The following is an 18,648-nucleotide window of genomic DNA, read 5'->3' on the forward strand; positions in this document are numbered from 1 at the left end:
AACTGATTTTTATTTGCAGACAAAGTCAGTGTTAAAAAGGATAAAACACTGATTAGTTTTAAATAAAAAAGCCAGCTCCTGGGAGCTGGCTTTAAATTTTAGTATAAAATCCAGATTGATCAGGATTCTGATAGCATAAGTGAATGGTCTTTCGCTTCTAACTTAGAATCACCCATCAGGTAAGCGTCAATTTCACGGGCACATTCACGGCCTTCATTGATGCATCGTACGACAAGTGACTGCCCGGTCCGCATATCACCCGCAGCAAACACGCCTGGCTGGTTTGTCGCAAATCCCTGGGTTGCGACATTGCCGCGATCATCGAGTCCGATATTGAGCTGAGCCAGCACACCCTGAGGTTCCGGATGCAGGAAGCCCATGGCTAAAAAGGCCAGGTCACACGGAATGATACGCTCTGAGCCCGGGACTTCTTCAAAGCCAGGGCGCTCGCCGGGTTTGGCTTCGTTCCAGCTGATGTCCGCAATGCGCAGTGCCGTGACCTGACCGTCTTCATTGCCGATGAATTCTTTGGTCAGGATATTCCAGTGGCGCTCACAGCCTTCTTCATGAGAGGTGGAGGTGCGCATGATCATCGGATACGCAGGCCAAGGTTGGTTCACCGGGCGCTTTTCTGGCGGCATCGGCATGATTTCGACCTGAGTGATGCTGGCTGCACCGTGGCGGTTAGAAGTACCGACACAGTCAGAGCCGGTATCACCGCCGCCAATCACCACCACGTGCTTGCCGGCAGCATGAATCTCTGCTGTTTTCAGATCCATGCCATTGGCGCGGCGGTTGTTCTGGCCCAGGAACTCCATGGCAAAATGGACGCCTTGCAGTTCACGGCCTGGGATCGGCAGGTTACGAGGCACAGTGGAACCGCCGGTCAGCAGTACTACATCGTGCTGTTTACGCAGTTCACGCGCATCAATATCCACACCTATGTGGGCATTGACCACAAATTTGATACCAGCCTGTGCCATCATATCCAGTTTACGGTCAATCACGATCATGCTGAGTTTGAAATCAGGAATACCAAAGCGCAACAGGCCGCCTATTTTCTCGTCGCGTTCGTACACTGTGACTGTGTGGCCGGCGCTGTTAAGCTGCTCCGCGGCTGCCAGGCCTGACGGGCCGGAGCCGATAATCGCCACGCTTTTGCCTGTGCGGCTGCGCGGGGTTTTTGGCTTTGCGTAGCCTTCACGGTATGCGGTTTCAACGATTGTCTTCTCTATGTTGCAGATGGTGATGGGATCTTGGTTGATCCCCAGTACGCATGAGCTCTCACACGGAGCAGGGCACACACGCCCTGTGAATTCCGGGAAATTATTGGTTGAGCTCAGGATATGCCAGGCTTCTTCCCAGCTGTCCCGGTACACCGCATCGTTAAACTCAGGAATGATGTTGCCGATTGGGCAGCCGTTGTGACAGAAAGGCACGCCGCAATCCATGCAACGTGAGGCCTGTGTGCCAATTTTGCTGCCGAACTCGTCATTCAGAACGAATTCTTTGTTGTCCTGAATACGCACTTCAGGGGCAATTTTTGACGGCAGTTCACGGCCGTGCTCGAGAAATCCGGTTGCCTTACCCATGGCTCACCTCCAGTGCTTCCTTGTTCTGTGCTTCTGCCGCTGCTTTACGTTTTTGCAGCACGGCTTTGTAGTCGCGTGGCATCACTTTGACGATGTGCTTGAGGTTTTCCTCCAGATTGCTGAGGAAGGTTTCAGCCACCGAACTGCCGGTCAGTTGCTGGTGACGGCTCACCATGTCTTTCAGCAGAGCAATGTCTTCGCTGTCCAGTGGATCCAGGTCGACCAGTTCAGGGTTGAGTTTGCTTGCAAAGTCGCTGAACTGATCCCAGACATAGGCGACACCGCCGCTCATACCTGCTGCGAAGTTACGACCGGTCTGACCGAGAATAATCGCTACGCCGCCTGTCATGTATTCGCAGCCGTGGTCACCCACACCTTCAACTACCACACGGGCACCTGAGTTACGGACACAGAAACGCTCACCGGCTTTACCTCGGATGAAAGACTCGCCCGATGTGGCGCCGTAGAAGCACACGTTGCCGACTATGATGTTGTCTTCGGCAATCAGATCAGACTTGGCATCCGGGTAGAGCACCAGCTGACCGCCCGACAGGCCTTTGCCCCAATAGTCGTTGGCATCACCTTCAACGTCAAAGCGCACGCCTTTCGCCAGGAAAGCCCCCAGACTCTGGCCGGCTGAACCTTTGAATTTAACCTGCATAGGTTGCGGCAGGCCCTGGTCTTTGTAGACTTTGGAGATCTCGTTCGACAGCATAGTGCCGACGCTGCGATCTATGTTGGTGATCGGGAACTCAGCATTGACTGCTTCACCGCGCTCCAGCGCAGGCTGAGCCGCAGCAATCAGCTGGCGGTCAAGCACGGCATCCAGATGGTGGTTCTGGCTGCACTGGTTGTATACACCGTCGGCCTCACGGGCCGGTTCAATGTGCAGCACAGGGCTGAGATCCAGATTTTTGTATTTCCAGTGGCCTATATTGTCGCGGATTTTCAGGCGCTGTGACTGGCCGACCATCTCATCTATGGTACGGAAACCCAGCTCAGCCATGATTTCACGCAAGCCTTCAGCCATGTACTGGAAGAAGGTGACAACATCTTCGACGCGGCCGTCGAAACGTTCACGCAGGGTCTTGTTTTGTGTTGCGATGCCCACAGGACAGGTGTTTTTATGACACTTACGCATCATGATACAGCCTTCCACCACCAGAGCGGCGGTGGCAACACCCCATTCTTCGGCACCCAGCAGGGTGGCGACAGCCAGATCACGCGGGGTTTTCATCTGACCGTCACTTTGCACCACGATACGGTTACGCAGGCCGTTTTTCAGCAGTGTCTGGTGTGTTTCTGCCAGACCCAGCTCCCACGGCAGGCCTGTATGGCGAATCGAGGAAATCGGAGAGGCGCCTGTACCGCCGTCGAAACCGGCGATCAGTACCACGTCGGCTTTGGCTTTGGCGACACCTGAAGCTATGGTGCCGACACCGGCTTCAGAAACCAGTTTGACGTTGACACGGCTCTTGCGGTTGGCGTTTTTCAGGTCATAAATCAGCTGCGCCAGATCCTCAATAGAGTAAATATCGTGGTGTGGCGGCGGCGAAATCAGGCCGACACCTGGGGTGGAGTGACGAGTCGCACCGATCCAGTCGTCCACTTTGTCACCCGGCAACTGACCCCCTTCACCTGGCTTGGCACCCTGTGCCATTTTAATTTGCAGCTCATCGGCATTGGTCAGGTAATACGATGTCACCCCGAAGCGGCCAGACGCGACTTGCTTGATGGCAGAGCGTTCCCAGTCGCCGTTTTCTTTTTTCTCGAAACGGGCCGGGTCTTCACCGCCTTCGCCTGAGTTCGACTTGGCGCCGATACGGTTCATGGCGACAGCCAGTGTGGAGTGTGCTTCATGCGAGATAGAACCGAAGCTCATTGCACCTGTGGCAAAGCGCTTGAGGATATTTTCGGCCGGTTCTACTTCATCCAGCGGGATGCTGCGGCTGGTATCAACAGCAAACTGGAGCTGACTGCGCAGAGTGGCGGCATGGTCGCCCTGACTGTCTACAGCGTGGCAGTATTGCTTGAACTGACTGTAGTCTTTGCCGCGGGTGGATTGCTGCAGCAGAGAAATTGTGGTCGGGTTAAACAGGTGCTTTTCACCACGCTGTTTCCACTGATAAACACCACCGACATCCAGCATTTGCAATGGGATATCACGCAGCGGGTAACCGAGGCGGTGGCGGATCAGCACTTCTTTGGCAATGTCGTCCAGGGTCAGCCCCTGAATACGCGAGACGGTACCGGTGAAATATTTGTCGACCACGGCTTTGCTGATCCCCAGTGCTTCAAAAATTTGGGCACCGTGGTAGGACTGCAGGGTCGAAATCCCCATTTTGGAGAAAATCTTCAACAGGCCGCCGTTAACGGCTTTGCGGAAATTGTTGAAGTATTTATCGACACTGGTGTCTTTAGCCAGCTTGTTACGTTGCTGCAGCGAAACTATGGTTTCTGTCACTATGTACGGGTTGACCGCATTGGCACCGTAGCCGATCAGGGTGGCGAAATGGTGTGTTTCGCGGGCGTCGGCCGTTTCAACTACCAGATCGCACTTGGCACGCAGCCCTTTGCGGATCAAATGATGGTGTACCGCACCGACAGCCAGCATGGCCGGAATATGGGCATGCTGTGAGTTCACTGCACGGTCACTGAGGATCAGGATGGAGTAGCTGTCATTGACCGCATCTTCGGCGTGCTGGCACAGATGGTTCAGTGCTTGTTCCAGCTTGCCTGCTTCATCACTGGCCTTAAACACGATATCCAGGGTTTTGGCCTGCAGGTGGGGCTTGTCGATGGCGCGCAGCTTTTCCAGCTCGGCATCGCTCAGTACCGGTGAGTTGAGCTCCAGTTTCTGGCAGTGCGACGGACCTTCACTCAACAGGTTCTGATCTTCACCCAGATAGGTGTTGAGTGACATTACCATACGTTCACGGATCGGGTCGATCGGTGGGTTGGTCACCTGAGCAAACAGCTGCTTGAAGTAATGAGACAGATGCTGCGACTGGTGTGACAGAATCGCCAGCGGCCAGTCCGCCCCCATCGAGCCCAGCGGCTCTTTGCCGTCGCCGGCCATTGGCAGGATGATCTCGTTGACTTCTTCATTGCTGATGCCAAAAGCCTGCTGTTGATGCAGTAGCTTCTCGGCTTCAGGCTGGCTATGGCTGTAATCGGCGTCAGGCAGATCGCTGAGATGAAGCAGGTTGTTTTTCACCCAGTCTTCATAAGGTTTGGCTGAGGCAATGCTGTCTTTGACTTCGTCATCGGAGACGATGCGGCCTTGCTCCAGATCCGCAACAAAGATACGGCCGGGCTGTAAACGGCCACGGAAATGGACATTTTCAGGGGCGATATCCACCACGCCGGATTCGGAGGCCATAACCAGGAAATCATCTTTGGTTACTGTATAGCGAGACGGACGCAGACCATTACGGTCCAGGGTGGCACCCACTTGTACGCCGTCAGTGAAGCAGACAGATGCCGGGCCATCCCAGGGCTCCATCAGGTTGGCGTGATACTGGTAAAACGCACGGCGTTTGGGATCCATGGCCGGATTTTCCTGCCAGGCTTCCGGGATCAGCATCATCAGTGCATGGGGCAGGCTACGGCCAGACAGCACCAGCAATTCCAGGGCCATATCAAAGTTGGCCGAGTCCGACGCTCCTTCCTGGCAGATAGGCAGCAGCATGTTCAGCTCTTCTTCGCTGAACAGATCAGACTGCAACAGAGCCTCGCGGGCTTTCATCCAGTTCAGGTTGCCGCGCACTGTGTTGATTTCACCGTTATGGGCGATGTAACGGAAAGGCTGCGCCAGACGCCATCTCGGGAAGGTGTTGGTGGAAAAACGCGAGTGGACCAGCGCCAGAGCACTGACCATGGCCGGGTTTTGCAGATCGAGAAAATACTGCGGAACCTGCTCTGTCGTGAGCTGGCCTTTGTATACCAATGTTTTGCTGGAGAAGGCGTTAATGTAGAAATCGTCACCAATATTGGTCACGCTTTCCAGACAGACTCGAACCGTGTAGTTACGCAGGACATACAGCTTACGCTCCAGTTCTTCCTGCGGCATATCGCTGCCGCCGGTGACAAAAGCGTGTTCAAATTGCGGCTCAGTGCTGAGGGGATCGGCACCAATCATGCTGTTATCTGTAGGCAGCACTCGGTAGCCAAGTACGCTCAGGCCCAGTCGCTGGGCGTTGCGGGCCAGAATGTCGCGGCACTGTTCACGTTTGTCTTCGTCTTTCGGAAACAGGATGACACCGACGCCATACTGCTCAAAGGCAGGCAGTGTCAGGCCAATTTTCTGACATTCCTGCAATAGAAATTCATGGGGTTTTTGCAGCAGAATACCGGCACCGTCACCACTGCAGGGGTCGCAACCCTGGCCGCCCCTGTGCTCCATACGAGCCAGCATGTCCAGTGCCTGAGTGATAACCTGGTGGGATTTACGGTTCTTGAGATGGGCAACAAAGCCGATACCGCAGGCATCATGCTCCATTTCAGGGACATAAAGCCCCTGACCATTCAACACTTGATCTGTCATAACTACATCCTTCCAGTGTAGAGCAGACGGTTCCTCCGTCTGCGGTTCCCTATTTATTTTTATATATACCTGCATGTCTTGGTCAGGCGGGCATCTTGCCCGTTACTGGCCGCAGGAGGGCTGCCTTATCTGAAGGGAGGCAGCCAGTCTCAGACGTACGGGCTAAGCCAGCACGCTAAAGACATGAAAGCCATCCTGATGGATGGCAATCTGGTTATATAATGCACACAATGAAAATATATTACAGATCTGTTGGCTGAATTACTATCACTAAATCCGACTTTAGTTGTAGTGCGAGCTAAAACCCTGGCCGTTCTAGTTAAAATTATGACTAAAAATTCATGATATCCCGATGTTGATGAATTGTTACTCATTGGTGTAAAGGGAGGAGATTTTTTGATGGGAAAGTTTCAGTTGTATTTGTGGTTATTTTATTTCAGATTGTGTTTTTGGCATGATGGGGTGTGATTTAGATTGCGGACTAGCAGATTACTCTGTCCTGATGAATGTAATTAGTGTCGAATCCTTGACGCTCAGGAGTGTCAAACATCACTTTTTGGCATATTAAAAATCCGCGACATGCAGCAGCTTCTTGCAACTGTGTTAAATTGGCGGTTGAGTATTGCAGAGCCAAGATGGCCTACACGGAACCGCCAGGGAAGACTGCGGGGAGAAGAAACAGCATGCAGAAAGTGAACATGATGGCGTTTGCTATCGTTGCCTGTACCGCTTTACCGGTATGGGGGGAAGCTGAAGAAGGGCTGAATATGTCAGTCATTGGTATGACATTTCTGTTGGTGGCTGTTTTGACTTCACTGGCGGCCTGGATAGTGCATCATTTGGGCAGTCTGGCCTTTCGGCGTCTCCATGCCACTATTTCCCGGCTTCCCATTGCAGCGGCCATTGTCCGCAGTAAAGATGGTGAGCTGTTTTATGCCAATGCCAGCTGCCGAGAGCTCTTGGGGGTCAGTAAAGTGGAGAACCGCTTTTACTATCCGGAAGGTATTGGCGCGCGGATGATGGCGGATGTGCTGCGCCCCTTACAGCCAGGTACCGGGTTCGAAAACGTAGAAGAAACACTGCAACTCGGCAATTCGACCATCAGGGTGCTGATTTCCGGCCAGTTGCTCAGCTATCGCTGGCAATCAGCCTGGTTGCTGTTTTTTGTCGCGCCAACCAGTCAGGCTAACCCTTACGTCCAGATAGAACAGCGAGTTTTCCAGCGCGTCCTGAACTCACTGTCAGAGTTGGTATATTTTCAGGATAAGGCCGGTAATATCATAGGCACCAATACCGCCTTCGATCGTTTCTGGCGCGGCCGTCGGGAAGAGGGACTGATACAGGGCGATCCGACCGGCATCGGCGAAACGCCTGTGATTCATACCTGGACCACGGCACCCGATGGTGCCAGCCGGTTGCTGGAAACCAATAAAACCGTGATGACAGACGAAGACGGTCTGATCATTGGCACGCTGAGTATCAGCCATGACGTGACCGACTGGCACGAGATGCAAGAAAGCCTCAAGCAGGAAATAGAGAAGCGGGAAGTCACGGAGCAGATCCTGGCTCAGCGTAACACCCTGCTCAACTCCATCCTCAATGCCAGTCAGGATCCTATCGGTTTGTATAATGAGCACGGCGTCTATGTTGGCTGTAATGAACCTTTTGCCAAAGTGCTGGGGTTCAGTGCCAAAGAGTTGATCGGTAAGACAGCCCGCAATGTGATTGATCCTGAGATGCTGCAGGAGTTCTATCAGACTGACATTAAAGTGCTGAGAGACGGCCTGACCGTGAAGACGGATGCCTATGTCATTCTCGAAACCGGTGAGCCGGTCTGGTATGAAATTGTGAAATCCCCGTATCGCGATCCGACCGACGGCTCAGCCGGCGTGTTGCTGATAGCCAGGGACGTGACAGAGCGTAAGCAGGCTGAGCAGCAGCTGGCCGACGCCATCATGGAATTGCAGGAGCTCAGTTTTGTCGACAGCCTGACAAAAGTGGCCAATCGCCGCAGCTTCGATGAACAACTGCGCAAGCTCTGGCACAGCCATATGCGTGAGCAACAGCCTCTGACATTAATTCTTTGTGATATCGACAGTTTTAAAGCTTACAACGATAATTACGGTCACCAGCAAGGCGATCACGCATTGCAGGAAGTGGCTCAGGTGTTCGATAGCGTGATCCGCCGGGAAACGGATGAAGTCGCCCGTTATGGCGGCGAGGAGTTTGCCTTTCTGCTGCCGAATACGCCTTTGGCGGGTGGGCAAACAGTGGCAGGTAAAATCCACAATAAACTGGCTGAGAAAGCCATCCCTCATGGCTTTTCAGGCATCAGTGACATGCTGACTGTCAGCTTAGGTGTGGCCACCATGACACCTATGCCAAATCAGGATTATGGCGAGTTGATTGCAATGGCAGACAAAGCGCTTTACAAAGCAAAAGCAGACGGGCGGAATACTACCCGCCTGATGGCCGAATCAGATGAGTTTTAATGCTGCCTGAGGGCAGCATTTTGTTGTAGCAGGAATCACAATGAAACAAATAAAAATGTTGGCGCAGTTCTATGTCGACCTGTTGGTGAAGCTTGGCATAGTGCGCTTCAGCCTGCTGTTGGCGTTAGCACTGGTGGCATTGGCTGTGGTGGTACAGGTGGGGGTCACACTGGCACTGCAGGGTGAAGTATTGGACATAGATATTGTCCGCTCTGTTTTTTTTGGTTTGTTGATCACCCCCTGGGCGGTTTATTTTCTGTCTGTGGTGGTGGATCAGCTTGAAGATTCCCGCCAGCGGTTGTCCAAGCTGGTGACCAAACTGGAAGAAATGCGCTCACGGGATCTGACCCTGAACAAGCAGCTGAAAGATAACATTACTGAGCTGAATCAGCAGATCGAAGTGCGGGTTAAGGCTGAAGAAGAGCGCCGGATTGCGATGCAGGACTTGGAGAATGAGGTGGCACAGCGTGAGAGCGCCCAGCTCGAACTGGCAGAGCAAAGTGCCTTGCTGAAGTCCTTTCTTGATGCGTCGCCGGATCTCATTTATTACCGTAACGAAAAGAATGAATTTTCTGGCTGTAACCGGGCGATGGCCGAATTGACCGGCAGAACGGAACAGGAGCTGGTCGGACTGACTCCCTGGGATGTGTACAGTGAAGAGGTGGCGGTCAAAATAGTGGAAACTGATCAGCAGGTTTTCACGCAAAATATCTCGCTGACCTACGAACAGTGGCTGGAATACCCTGACGGTCGCAAAGCTATATTTGAATTGCGTAAAGTGCCTTTTTACAGCCGTGATGGCCGCCGGCTTGGCCTGATGGGATTTGGCCGCGACATTACCGAGCGCAAGCAATATCAGGAAGCCCAGGAGAAAGCCAGCCGTGATAAAACCGCCTTTATCTCGACCATCAGCCATGAATTACGGACACCGCTGAACGGGATCGTGGGACTGAGCCGAATGCTGCTGGAAGGCCCGCTCAATGAGCAGCAGCGCGGCTACATGCGTACTATCTATGTCAGCGCCATTACCCTGGGCAATATCTTCAATGACATTATCGACATGGATAAGTCGGATCGCCGTCGTCTGGAGTTGTTGCCAACACCGCTGGACTTCGATGCTTTTATCGAAGAGATGGGCAATATTTCCGGCCTGATGGCCGAGCAGAAGGGTCTGCGATTCGATCTGGAACAACTGACTGATTTACCACCCTATATTCAGGTCGACGGCACGCGGCTGCGTCAGGTGCTGTGGAATCTGATCAGCAACGCGACCAAGTTCACCAAGGAAGGCGGGGTTATTCTGTCTGTGAGCAGCGAACTGCTGGACAATCAGCAGGCGGAAATCATTTTTGAGATCGAAGACAGCGGGATCGGCATTCCTGAGTCTGAGCTGGATAAAGTCTTCGCTATGTACTATCAGGTGAAACAGGGTCAGGATAATCTGCATGCCGTCGGCACCGGTATTGGCCTGGCGGTATCGCGCCAGCTGGTGAACATGATGGGCGGGGATATTGAAGTCAGCTCCGAAGTCGGGGAAGGCAGTACGTTCACTGTCACTATCTGTGTCCCTGTGCTTGAGCAGATTGTCGAGGATGAAGAGCTGCCCGAATTGGCACAGCATTCACTGCGCATTTTCATGGTGGAAGACATAGAGCTGAATATCACAGTTGCCAAGGCATTGCTTGAGGGCCTGGGGCATCAGGTCACTGTGGCGATGCGAGGGGATGAGGCACTGGAGGTGTTTACACCGGCTCAGTACGATTTGGTGCTGCTGGATATTCAATTACCGGATATGACAGGTTTTGAAATCGCCAAAGTCCTGCGTGCGCGCTATCGCCAGTTGCCGCCACTGGTGGCGCTGACGGCCAATGTTATTAAAGACAAACACGAATATCTGGATCAGGGCATGGATGATGCCATCAGTAAGCCGCTCAGCGTTAAGGCGATTAACTCTGTGATTCAGACTTTGATACAGCAGGGTGCCAGCCAGACGGAGGGCCAGGAGCCTGTGATAGCTGACGAGAACAGTCTGAGCGAGGATACGCTGAGCAAACTGTTGGATTTGGAGATGCTGGACTCCTATGTGGATATTGTCGGTGCTCAGCCTGTGTATGATTCACTGGATATGTTCGAAAAAATGATGCCTGAATATCTGGCGATTCTTGATTCGAATATGACGGCGAAAGACAAGGACGGCATTAAGTTTGAAGCGCACAAGATCAAGGGAGCCGCGGGTTCTATTGGCCTGAAGCGTATTCAGCAGGTGGCCCAGAAAGCACAGTCGCCTGAATTGCCGGCCTGGTGGGAAAACATCGAAGACTGGGTTGATGAAATTAAAACGAGTTATCAGGCCGATTTGAAGGTGCTGAAAACCTGGTTAGCCAATAAAGAGAGCTGAACAGGCAGATAGCAAACCATTAAAAAAGCGTCGCAATAGCGACGCTTTTTTATATGGTGGACAAGTTAGTGTCTGGTCTTAGTTTTCTTCGATATCACCGCAGAAACGATACCCTTCACCATGGATAGTGGCGATAATTTCCGGGGTGTCGGACACTGATTCAAAATGCTTACGAATACGGCGGATAGTGACGTCAACTGTGCGGTCATGCGGCTTCAGATCACGGCCGGTCATCTTTTTCAGCAGCTCTGCACGGGTCTGGATTTTGCCTGGATTTTCGCAAAAATGCAGCAGGGCACGGAATTCAGAGCGTGGCAGCTTGAACTGATCACCGCTCGGGCTCATCAGAGAACGGCTGTTCAGTTCCAGAGACCAGCCATTAAACTCATAGCGCTCAACCAGGCGGCGATCTTCTGAGGCCAGCCCCTGGCTCATTGCGCGAGTTAACAGGTTACGGGCACGAATGGTCAGCTCTCTTGGATTGAAAGGTTTAGTGATGTAATCATCCGCACCAATTTCCAGACCAAGGATCTTATCCACTTCGTTGTCACGTCCGGTCAGGAACATCAACGCCATATCGCCTTGCTCACGCAATTCACGGGCCAGCAGCAGGCCATTTTTACCTGGCAGATTGATATCCATGATCACAAGGTGAACATGATGTTCAGACAGCATCTTGTGCATTTCTGCACCGTCGCTGGCTTCTAAAACCGTATACCCTTCTGCTTCAAAGATGCTTTTCAGGGTGTTACGGGTTACGTGCTCGTCTTCTACAATTAGAATGTGAGGGGTTTGCATTGGCAGTACCTAATTACTCAAAACGGAATCTGGTCTAACAGAGAATATTTCAATTCTATAAAAATAATTCGCTTACAGGCAAAGTAACAGAACAGTTGCAGTTTGCACCCGTCTTTTCAACTACCTGCTGGTACGCCATCCTCATTTTTCAGCGGCCCAACGGACAACTTGCTGAAAAACCCGAACTTGCGGGACTGGCTACAATTTCCCTTGGATGCAGACGATTGTATGCATTTAACAGCGTACTAACAATATGATTTTATTGTATTGCGCTCAGTTTTTTCGATTTTACCGTGCGATACTAGCGTATCGGAAACACTATCTTATTGTTATAGCTCAAACAATTTGTTGTTTCATCAATGAAATAAGGCTGTTAAAGATAACAGTCGTATTGGCTGACCAGGCAGGGAGATCAGACACATGTCGGAAGATTGCCGCCATTCTGATGATGATCCGTTGCAGGACGGGCATGTGGAATGGCATGCTCGGCAGGCAATATGGCTAAGCTATCAGCAGATCATTTTTCGTGCGTCTGAGATACCTGACTACTCGAACTTCGCTATTTTAACCGCTTTTAACCCTGAAAGTATCGTGCTCAGTTGTAAGGAAAATCGTCAGCGGCAGCAGCGTCTGGAAGCTGAATTGTCCGCTTTGGGATATGCTTACCTGAGGCTTGATTGCAGTGCGCCGGACGGGCGCTGGCATGAGCCGAGTCTGGCAGTGTGTACCGGGTTGAGTCAGGCTTGTGAGCTGGCGGCGAAGTGGCGGCAAAATGCAATTTACTGGGTATCACAGCAGCAGCTGTTTCTGGTGCCTGTTATGCTTAAGCATCAGGGTTTTTCTCAGACCGAGCTCGGGAAATGGCCCGCTTATCTTCATATTCAAGGATTAGAGTAAGGAGTTCTACGATGAAAGATCTATTGCCGGATTTGTGTGACCACTACGAGGATGAAGTACGTTGGTTGCCGCTGGCACATCGCGATTTTGGTGGGAAGCCTGTGTTTTATGGCGAAGTGGTGACACTGCGCTGCTTTGAAGATAACAGTCTGGTGAGGGATATTCTCAACGAAGACGGCACCGGCAAGGTGCTGGTGATCGATGGTCATGGATCGTTAAACAAAGCCTTGTTGGGTGATCAGTTGGCTCTGCTGGCGATCAAGAATCAATGGGAAGGTATAGTGATTAACGGCGCAGTGCGTGATGTCGTCGCGCTGAGCGAGATGGCGCTGGGGGTCAAAGCCATTGCGGTATGTCCGTTTAAAACTGAGAAACGCCAGACCGGAGACAGGAATGTCACCCTGACCGTCGCACATACGCTGGTTTACCCCGGGGATATTCTGTACGCGGATCCCAATGGTATCTTACTGAGTAAAGAGCCGCTGGATTTGTCCGTGCTTTGAGCCTGTGCTCTGTTGGTGGGGGGGGCTTAAAATCGAAAGCCAATACCGAGCTGATACACCTGCTCTAACGCTTCATAATCCATGGTGGCATGCAGGTTTACCTTCTCATTCAGCTCGTATTGACTGCTGAACTCGACACCAAGACGGGTGTTTTCTTCCACCCGCTCAGACGTTACCGCACTGCGCAGGCTGATTTTGGGGCTGAAGTTGTACTTTACGCCTGATAATAAGCCACGTGTTGCCGCCTGTTGCTGGTTGCCGCTTTTAAGGCGGGTACTGACATACACCTGGGTGGACTGAGTCAGGGCATAGGCATAACCGCTGTCTATCTGCCAGAGGTCAAATTGCTCAGCACTGCGTGACTGAGAATTAAGAAACCATCCTGCCATTGCTGATGCTGAAACAGGCTCAGTTGCCGGCTCCGTGGCCAGCGCTGGCCAGGCCAGACAGAATAAGAGCAATAAGCAGCAGTGTTTCATCCTCAGCCATCCCTGTGAGTGCAGTTTCCTTTTGTATACCAATTAATCCTAGGCCAGAAATATTTCACAAAGTGCGTGTTTCGTCGCACATCATTGATTTACATCTCAGATTGCGGCAAAGATCAAATTACGAGTGTTTTTGTGCTCCTATCAGCCGGTGTTTTTCTTTATACGGAAAAACATCTTCAAACCGCCCTTGCTCAATGTTTGACTGTAAGTGCTGCCAGTAGCCGGGGTCAAACAAATCGCTGTGCAGTTCATCGAACAGTTTTCGCACTTTGGGGTTGATCAGCAGGAAAGTACGAAATTCTTCCGGGAAAACATCATTGGTGCCCACGCTGTACCAGGGTTCAGCTGACAGTTCATCTTCCGGGAACCGGGGCGGCGGAATATGGCGGAAGTTAATTTCGGTCATGTAGCTGATTTCATCATAGTCATAGAAGACCACGCGTTTATGGCGTGTCACACCGAAGTTTTTGAACAGCATGTCACCCGGGAAGATGTTGGCGGCCGCCAGTTGTTTGATGGCTTTGCCGTATTCATCCACGGCGTGGCGCAGATCGTCATCATTGGCTTGTTCAATATACAGGTTGAAAGGGATCATCCTGCGCTCGATATAGAGGTGCTTTATCATGATTTCCTTGTCAGTCACGATAAGGCTCGACGGTGCTTCACGCTGTAATTCTTCCAGTAACTCAGTACTGAATCGGCAGCGGTCAAAACTGAAGTTGCGGTATTCCTGGGTATCTGCCATCCGGCCGACCCTGTCATGCTCTTTAACCAGCTGATATTTCTCTTTGACTGTGGCTCGGTTCATTTCTTTCTGAGGGGCAAATTTGTCTTTGATCACTTTGAAGACGAACCCGTAGGAAGGAAGGGTAAAGACACTCATGACCATGCCCTTGATACCCGGCGCCAGATCGAACTTGTCGTCAGAGTGTTCAAGGTGATGGAGAAATTCCCGGTACAGCTCTGTTTTACCGTGCTTCTGGCAACCTATGGCGGTGTAAAGTTCGGCATGGGTTTTGTTTGGTAACAGCTCGCTGAGGAAACGGACCAGTGCAGCAGGTGCCGGAGCGTACACCATGAAATAAGAACGCGCGAAGCCAAAAACGATACTGACATCATCAACATGGCACAGACAGGCATCCACATACAGCTGGCGATTTTCTGTGGTCAGCACAGGTAACACCAGGGGGATCTGGGTGTTGTTTTCCAGCAACAGCCGGCCAATCAGGTAAGCGGCTTTATTACGGTAAAACGGTTCTTTGATCAGCTCAAGTCGCGCTTTTTGCATCGCTGCACTGCCAAACTCATTGTTGAGCCTGGTCACTATCAGGGCAATATCCCGGTTTTTGTCTTCCCAGTTCAGTGTGAAAGGGGTTTCATCCATCATGCGTTCAAACAGATAGTGCGACCCGTTCTCAGACTGGTACAAACGGGTTAAAGCGGTTGGATAAGGCGCGATGCGCCCGGTCTGCGAGCTGTGCACAAACAGTTTGTCGCGGTTGATATCGCGATGCTCGAAAATTCGGCAATAGACGGAATTAAAGAAGCTTTCGGCAATGTCATAGCGAGGGTAATCCAGCAGCAGATCTTCATAGGAGGATTTGACGGCGGTCAGAAACTCGCGGTTAGCGTATTGCCTGCCGAGCATAATCTGGATCTGGCGGCTGACCAGTTCCACATGATGGTCGTAAAAGCTGATCCTCTGTTTCAGGGCCTGATGGACTGACATCCAGTCCTGATTTTCAAATCTGTCCTGCGCACCGGCGGTGACATCCAGAAACCGGCCGTACATGGCATCAAAGCCTTGGAGTATGGTATGTGCAACAAGCTGTTCCATCGCTGCTGTCATGCCGGATCCCTCCGAAATATTATTGTAATCATTGTCATCCTCCAGGCTGTCTTCCTGCATGGCCTGTGAGTGATCTCTCTGGTTCTGAGGGTGCGTTGACTATCTTGAACCAGAACATTGTTGGGCTTTAACGGGTTAATTGCTTCAGGTCTTGCTTGAGAAGGCAAATAATCCTTACGAGTTACTATGCTATGTCAATGAGTTAACTGCAATTGCAGAAATGCGATTTCCTCTAATTTTATGCGACTAATCTATTCTTGGCGGGAATAATGAATTGGCAGAGACAAAAACTGTATTCTGGGAAAGTAAGAAATAAATCACTAGTCAGTGTTGACTCATACCTGGGGATCAGGTAAACGTAAACAACACGCACACAACATTAGCAATAATATAAAAACATGGCACTTAACCTTATCGGCACCACCACCATTATTATTACCGGCACAAACAGTGTTGGGGCGGGCTGATACGCGCAAGATTTCAAAAAAAAGCCCGCACCTCACAGTGCGGGCTTTTTTTTCACCATGATTTTTTCAGATTCAATGGCAATATTCACTGGCCACATACAATAACAGCCAGGAAGCAATTGCCGACAAGTCAAAATTAACGGAAGTGGAGTAGGGAATGCGAGTGCTTAAGTTTGGCGGTTCATCTTTATCGGATGCCGACCGGTTTCTCAGGGCGGCGGATATCATCGCCAGTAATGCCCACCAGGGTGAAGTCTCAGTGGTGCTGTCAGCACCGGGCAAAGTGACCAACAAACTGGTGTCAGTCATAGATACCACAGTCGCGACGGGCGATGCCGAGCTGCAGCTCACCGATCTGGAAAACACCTTTAACAGCCTGTTTGATGGTATTGAGCAGCTTTTACCTGCGTTTGAGCGTTCAGCCGTGGATGCCAAACTCGCCAGCTCGCTGGGGCAACTGAAGCAACTGGTCCACGGGATGAAGTTGCTGGGACAGTGCCCGGACAATGTTTACGCCCGTGTCATCAGTAAAGGTGAACGTATTTCTATCGTAGCCATGAAAGCGGTGCTGGAAGCCAAAGGGCATAAAGCGGATCTGATTGATCCGGTTGCTTCTTTAGTGGCGCATGGCGATTACCTGGAAGGGCATGTCGACATTGAAATCTCAACTGACAACTTCCGCCGTCATCCGCTGGCTGAAGGGCACATCCATATCATGCCGGGTTTTACAGCCGGTAATGAGAAAGGTGAGCTGGTTATTTTAGGCCGTAACGGTTCGGATTATTCAGCGGCTGTGCTGGCAGCCTGTCTGCGTGCTGAGTGCTGTGAAATCTGGACAGATGTCGATGGTGTCTATAACTGCGATCCGCGTCTGGTGCCTGATGCCCGTTTGCTGAAATCGCTCAGTTACCAGGAAGCAATGGAACTCTCTTACTTCGGTGCTTCGGTACTGCATCCCAAAACCATTGCACCCATCGCGCAATTCCACATTCCCTGCCTGATCAAAAACAGTTTTAACCCGCAAGGTGCCGGTACACTGATCGGTCAGGATACGGGTGAAGACAAGCTGGCGATCAAAGGCATTACCACGCTCAAAAACCTGACCATGGTAAATGTGTCCGGCCCTGGTATGAAAGGCATGGTCGGCATGGCAGCCCGCGTATTCGGGGCAATGTCAGCAGCAGGGGTATCAATTGTTCTGATCACTCAGTCCTCGTCTGAATACAGCATCAGTTTTTGTATCGAAAGTGATGATCAACTCGTGGCTGAGCAGGCGCTGCGTAATAATTTTGAGCTGGAGCTGAAAGAAGGTCAGTTAGAGCCGGTAGAGTTTATTGACGATTCAGCGATCGTGACCCTGGTCGGGGACGGTATGCGTACTTCCCGTGGTGTGGCGTCGCGCTTTTTTACCTCGCTGGCCGAAGTGAATGTCAATATTATCGCGATTGCGCAGGGCTCTTCTGAAAGGGCTATTTCCGCTGTGATTCCGGCCAACAAAGTCTCGGAAGCGGTGAAAGCCTGTCATGAGAACCTGTTCAACAGTAAACACTTCCTGGATGTGTTTGTGGTTGGTGTCGGTGGTGTTGGTGGCGAGCTGGTGGATCAGATCCAGCGCCAGCAAGAGAAGCTGGCTGAAAACGGCATTGTCATTCGTGTCTGTGGCTTGTCGAACAGCAAAGGCATGTTATTGGACAATAATGGCCTGCCGCTGGAAAACTGGCGCGATGCGATCGGCCAGGCAAGCGGAGGGTTCAATCTGGCTAGCCTGATTCAGCTGGTGCAGCGTAATCACATCATCAACCCTGTGATTATCGATTGTACCTCAGACGAAGCCATTGCCGAGCAGTATGTGGATTTCCTGGCCGCTGGTTTCCACGTTATCACGCCCAACAAGAAAGCCAATACGGCCAGTATGGCTTATTATCACCAGTTGCGTCAGGCCGCGCGCGTAACCCGCCGCCGTTTCATGTATGACACCACTGTCGGTGCCGGTCTGCCAGTGATTGAAAACCTGCAGAACCTGATGGCTGCCGGTGATGAGCTGGAGCGTTTCGCCGGTATTTTGTCAGGTTCGCTGTCTTTCATCTTCGGTAAGCTGGACGAAGGCATGAGCCTGAGTGAAGCAACGACTGTGGCCCGTAATAACGGTTTCACTGAGCCGGATCCCCGTGATGATCTGTCCGGCATGGATGTGGCGCGCAAACTCTTGATTCTGGCCCGTGAGGCTGGTTATGCCCTTGAGCTGAGCGATGTGGTGGTCGAGTCGGCCTTGCCGCCGGGCTTTGATCAAAGTGGCGATGTTGAGGCCTTCATGCAGCGTCTGCCACAGGCCGATGCTTACTTCAGTGAATGGTCAGCCAAAGCGGCCGAAGAAGGCAAAGTACTGCGCTACATAGGTGAAATTGACAACGGTAAATGCAAAGTGAAAGTGGCGGCCGTTGATCAGGATGATCCTATGTTTAAAATCAAGGACGGCGAGAATGCCCTGGCTTTCTACAGCCGTTACTATCAACCCATTCCTCTGGTTCTGCGCGGATACGGTGCCGGTACCGAGGTCACAGCGGCAGGGGTCTTCGCTGATCTGATGCGTACCGTCGGCTGGAAACTGGGAGTTTAAC

Annotated in this window: 10 protein-coding genes and 1 other annotated feature; of the genes, 5 read left to right on the plus strand and 5 right to left on the minus strand. The window is 51.7% G+C overall.

Translation table 11 applies throughout. From position 1 onward, the window contains the following. Positions 1-119 precede the first annotated feature (119 nt). Entirely contained in the window at positions 120-1,592 is a 1,473-nt protein-coding gene (locus tag IFO68_RS08630; RefSeq protein ID WP_192015524.1) for a glutamate synthase subunit beta, read from the minus strand. Further along, on the minus strand, positions 1,585-6,138 hold the full coding sequence (gene gltB, locus IFO68_RS08635; RefSeq protein ID WP_192015525.1) for a glutamate synthase large subunit: 4,554 nt from the start codon (positions 6,136-6,138) through the stop codon (positions 1,585-1,587). Before gltB ends, IFO68_RS08630 begins: the two co-directional genes overlap by 8 nt. 683 nt (positions 6,139-6,821) lie before the next feature. On the opposite strand from gltB, the gene IFO68_RS08640 reads away from it, so the two are divergent. Together IFO68_RS08640 and arcB are read left to right on the plus strand one after the other, a co-directional pair. Continuing rightward, a complete protein-coding gene (locus IFO68_RS08640; protein ID WP_192015526.1) occupies positions 6,822-8,630 on the plus strand; it encodes a GGDEF domain-containing protein in 1,809 nt (602 codons plus the stop codon). Positions 8,631-8,670: 40 nt separating this feature from the next. Further along, positions 8,671-11,028, plus strand: a complete 2,358-nt coding sequence (gene arcB, locus IFO68_RS08645; protein ID WP_192015527.1) for an aerobic respiration two-component sensor histidine kinase ArcB — start codon at positions 8,671-8,673, stop codon at positions 11,026-11,028. 78 nt (positions 11,029-11,106) lie between these two features. Here the strand turns inward: arcB and arcA are convergent, their stop codons facing one another. Continuing rightward, complete coding sequence (gene arcA / locus IFO68_RS08650) at positions 11,107-11,826, minus strand: two-component system response regulator ArcA (protein ID WP_192015528.1); 720 nt, start codon at positions 11,824-11,826, stop codon at positions 11,107-11,109. Positions 11,827-12,246: 420 nt separating this feature from the next. Between arcA and IFO68_RS08655 the strand changes: the two genes are divergently transcribed. Both IFO68_RS08655 and IFO68_RS08660 read left to right on the plus strand, forming a co-directional pair. Beyond that, positions 12,247-12,723, plus strand: a complete 477-nt coding sequence (locus IFO68_RS08655) for a DUF3293 domain-containing protein (RefSeq protein WP_192015529.1) — start codon at positions 12,247-12,249, stop codon at positions 12,721-12,723. Between the two features lie 11 nt (positions 12,724-12,734). Continuing rightward, on the plus strand, positions 12,735-13,226 hold the full coding sequence (locus IFO68_RS08660; protein WP_192015530.1) for a putative 4-hydroxy-4-methyl-2-oxoglutarate aldolase: 492 nt from the start codon (positions 12,735-12,737) through the stop codon (positions 13,224-13,226). A gap of 26 nt (positions 13,227-13,252) precedes the next feature. Here IFO68_RS08660 and IFO68_RS08665 read toward each other — a convergent pair whose 3' ends face one another. Next, positions 13,253-13,705: a hypothetical protein gene (locus IFO68_RS08665; protein ID WP_192015531.1), complete on the minus strand. Its 453-nt coding sequence runs from the start codon at positions 13,703-13,705 to the stop codon at positions 13,253-13,255. A 127-nt stretch (positions 13,706-13,832) separates the two neighbouring features. Then, complete coding sequence (gene aceK / locus IFO68_RS08670) at positions 13,833-15,563, minus strand: bifunctional isocitrate dehydrogenase kinase/phosphatase (RefSeq protein ID WP_192015532.1); 1,731 nt, start codon at positions 15,561-15,563, stop codon at positions 13,833-13,835. Positions 15,564-15,968: 405 nt separating this feature from the next. Then, positions 15,969-16,084: a sequence feature (Thr leader region), on the plus strand. A gap of 103 nt (positions 16,085-16,187) precedes the next feature. Here aceK and thrA point away from each other — a divergent pair. After that, a complete protein-coding gene (gene thrA, locus IFO68_RS08675; protein WP_192015533.1) occupies positions 16,188-18,647 on the plus strand; it encodes a bifunctional aspartate kinase/homoserine dehydrogenase I in 2,460 nt (819 codons plus the stop codon). Position 18,648 lies beyond the last annotated feature (1 nt).

The sequence above is a fragment of the Photobacterium arenosum genome, assembly GCF_014841115.1.
Lineage (GTDB): Bacteria > Pseudomonadota > Gammaproteobacteria > Enterobacterales > Vibrionaceae > Photobacterium > Photobacterium arenosum.